The organism is Streptomyces sp. S.PNR 29, assembly GCF_030386795.1.
GTDB lineage: Bacteria > Actinomycetota > Actinomycetes > Streptomycetales > Streptomycetaceae > Streptomyces.
Genome location: NZ_JANUQM010000035.1, coordinates 1 through 3,456 on the forward strand (window position 1 = coordinate 1; position 3,456 = coordinate 3,456).

General features: G+C 71.2%; 1 protein-coding gene. It reads right to left on the reverse strand.

Going from position 1 to position 3,456, the window contains the following annotated elements; all coding sequences use genetic code 11:
• Positions 1–3,435, reverse strand: a 3,435-nt coding sequence (locus tag NW895_RS41045; protein ID WP_289942352.1) for an SDR family NAD(P)-dependent oxidoreductase, incomplete at its 3' end; no start/stop codon positions are given.
• Positions 3,436–3,456: the final 21 nt, after the last annotated feature.

Below are 3,456 nucleotides of genomic sequence, written 5' to 3' on the forward strand. Positions count from 1 at the left end.
CTCCGCGGCGTCATACAGGAAACCGCCCGAACGCGCATAGCTGGTCCTCGGCCGGTCCGGATCCGCGTCGAACAACCCCTCCAGGTCCCAACCGCGGTCCGCGGGGAAGTCACCGATCGCGTCCACGCCCTCGGCAACCACCTCCCACAGAGCCTCCGGAGACTCCACACCCCCAGGGAAACGGCAGCCCATCCCCACGATCGCGATGAGGTCGTCATCGTTCTCGGAGGAGGCGGAGGCCGTCGGGGCGGAGAGCGCGCCGGCGGCGAGTGTTCCCGTCAGTTCCGATTGCAGGAACGCAGCCACCGCCCCGGTGCTCGGGCGGTCGAAGGCCAGGGTCGCCGGGAGGTGCAGCCCGGTTTCCCTGTTCAGGCGATTGCGCAGTTCCACAGACGTCAGCGAGTCGAAACCCAGCGACTTGAAGGAGGTCTCCGTACGCACGGAGGTCATGGCGTCCTCGCGCCCGCCGAGGACCGACACGACGTGCTTCTTCACCATGTCGAGCAGGGTTGCGAGTTGCTGCTCGGCGGTGAGCGAGCGCAGGCGGTCCACCAGTCCGGTGGCCGATTCCGGGGAGTCGGCCGCGGCATCTCGTCGCCGTGTCGTTGAAGCGCGCGCATACGGGGCGAGCAGCGGGGGCACCGAGCCCTCGGCGGCCCCGGTCAGGCTTCGCGTGTCCAAACGAACCGGCACCACGACCGGCGCGTTCAGACGCAGTGCCGCGTCAAAGGCCGCGAGGCCCGCCGCGGTGGACAGGGGTGCCACGCCGAGACGGGACAGTCGCCGCAGGTCCGTGTGGTCCAGGTGCCCCGTCATTCCGCTCGCTTCGGCCCACAGCCCCCAGGCCAGGGACGAGGCAGCAAGGCCGCGAGCACGGCGGTGGCCGGCCAGGGCGTCCAGGAAGGCGTTGGCGGCCGCGTAGTTCGCCTGGCCGGCGCTGCCGAGTGTGCCTGCCACAGAGGAAAACAGCACGAACGCCGACAGGTCCATGTCCTGCGTCAGTTCGTGCAGATGCCATGCCGCATCCACCTTCGGCCGCAGCACAGCTGCCACCTGCTCCGGTGAGAGGGCTTCCAGTACGGCATCGTCCAGTACGCCGGCCGCGTGAACCACCGCGGACAACGGGTGCTCGGCGGGGATACCCGACAGCAGCTCTGCCACAGCCGCACGGTCGGCCATGTCGCACGCCACGACGGTCGCCTCGGCACCGAGCGCGGCCAGCTCGGCCCGCAGCACATCGGCGCCCTCGGCCGCCGGGCCCCTGCGGCTGGTCAGGAGCAGATGCCGTACACCGTGTTCGGACACCAGGTGACGGGCTATCAGGCCGCCGAGCGTGCCCGACGCACCGGTCACCAGAACCGTTCCGGAGGTATCGATCGGCTGCACGTCCCGGTCGGGCCGCGTCGTCTCGGTCACGCGCACGAGGCTGGGGGTGAACGCCGTCCCGGACCGTACGGCGACCTGCGGAGCTGACGCCGCGAGAGCCGTACGGATGGCACCGGCCGTCTCGGTGCCTGCGTCGGCTCCGGGGTCGAGATCCAGCAGTACGAAACGGTCCGGGTGCTCCGTCTGCCCGGTCCGCAGCAGTCCCCAGATGGACGCGGCGACGGGATCTGGTGCCTCCCCGCTGTCATCCACGGGAACCGCGCCCCGCGTGACCAGGACGAGTCGCGCACCCGCGAAGCGCTCGTCGGCGAGCCATGCCTGCAGGGTCGTGAGGACTGAGGAAAGCAGGGAACGCACCCGGCCCGGTACTTCTTCGGACGCGTCGGCCCCGGTTGCTGCGTGCACCGGCAGAAGCTCTGTGCCGGGCACCGGCAGGAGCACCGTGCCGGGCACGGCCTCCCCGATATCCGACAGCGACGCATAGGGAGTCGGCGAGATACCGCCGGCTTCCAGGGCGTGCCGCAACCCTAGGGAGTCCTGTCCGAGGAGTGCGTAGCCCGCGGAGGCCAACTCGGCGTCCTGCGGCGGCAGCGGCTGCCAGCGCATGCGGAACAGCGAGTCGTCGGCCCGCGCGCCGATCGTCCGCAGTTCTCTGCCGGCGACAGGGCGCAGTGTCAGCTCGTCGACGGTGGCCACCTGCTCGCCGGCCGCGTCCCACAGGGTCAGCGCCAGCGAATCGTGGTCCAGGAAGGTCAGCCGTGCGCGCAGTACCGAGGCCCCGGCGGCCTGGATCTCGACGCCACTCCACGCGAAAGGCAGCCGCGCCTCCGGATCGGTGCCGGTGAGGGGTAAGAGGTCGCCCGGCACTATGGCGTGCAACACCGCGTCGAACAGCGCGGGGTGCAGGATGTACTGCCCGGCCTGCTCCGCCAGTTGCTGCGGCATGCGTACCTCGGCGAAGACCTCGGGGGCACCGTGCTCGCCGGCACGGCGCCATACGGCGTTCAACCCCTGGAAGTCCGGACCGTACTGCAGCCCCCGGTCCGCCATCTCGGCGTAGACGGTGTCGATCTCGACGGGCTCGGCCGCCGCCGGAGGCCATGCCTGCAGTGACTCGGAAGGCGTATCGCGCCCCGGGCTCACCGAAGCATCGGCGTGGCGAGTCCACGGGCTCTCGGTGAGAGCGGTGTCGGGACGGGATTGCACGGTCACGGACCGGCAGCCGTCCTCCGCGGGAGCGGTCACTTCGATCTGTACGTCGACTGCCGCGTCGTCGGGGATGACCAGCGGGGTGTGCAGGACCAGTTCCTCGACCCGCACACAGCCCACCTGCTCACCGGCCCGGGCGACCATCTCCACCAGCGCGGTGCCCGGCACCACGACCGTGCCACCGACCCGGTGATCAGCCAGCCAGCCCGGCCGGCCGGCGGACAGCCGGCCGGTCAGCACCACCCCGCCACCATCAGCCAGCGACACCGCCGCACCCAGCAAGGGATGACCGACTCCCCGCAGACCCAGGGCAGCCGGGTCGGAACCCCGCTCCGACGTCTCCAGCCAGTACCGCCGGCGCTGGAAGGCGTAGGTGGGCAGATCCGTGGGGGTGTGCGGGGTGCCGGTGACGGTGGACCAGTCGACGCCCGTACCGCGGACGAAGACCTCGGCGGCCGACGTCAGCACACGCTCCGGACCGCCCTCGTCCCGGCGCAGCGTTCCGGCCACGACAGCGTCCGGGAATCCCGCGGCGGCCAGCGTGTCCTCGACCCCGGCGGCCAGCACCGGGTGAGCGCTGCACTCGATGAAGACGTCGAAGCCTTCGCCGGCCAGCACGGTGACGGCCCGCTCCAGCTGAACGGGCTCCCGCAGGTTCCGGTACCAGTACTCGGCGTCCAGCGTCTCTCCCGGCACCCAGGTACCGGAAACCGTCGAGAGGAACCGGACACCGGCCGGGCGGGGACCGATCGGCGCCAGCACCTCCAACAACCGGTCGGCGACCCGCTCCACCTGCACCGAATGCGAGGCATAGTCCACCGGGATCCGACGGACCCGCACCCCCTCCCCCTCACCGATGGC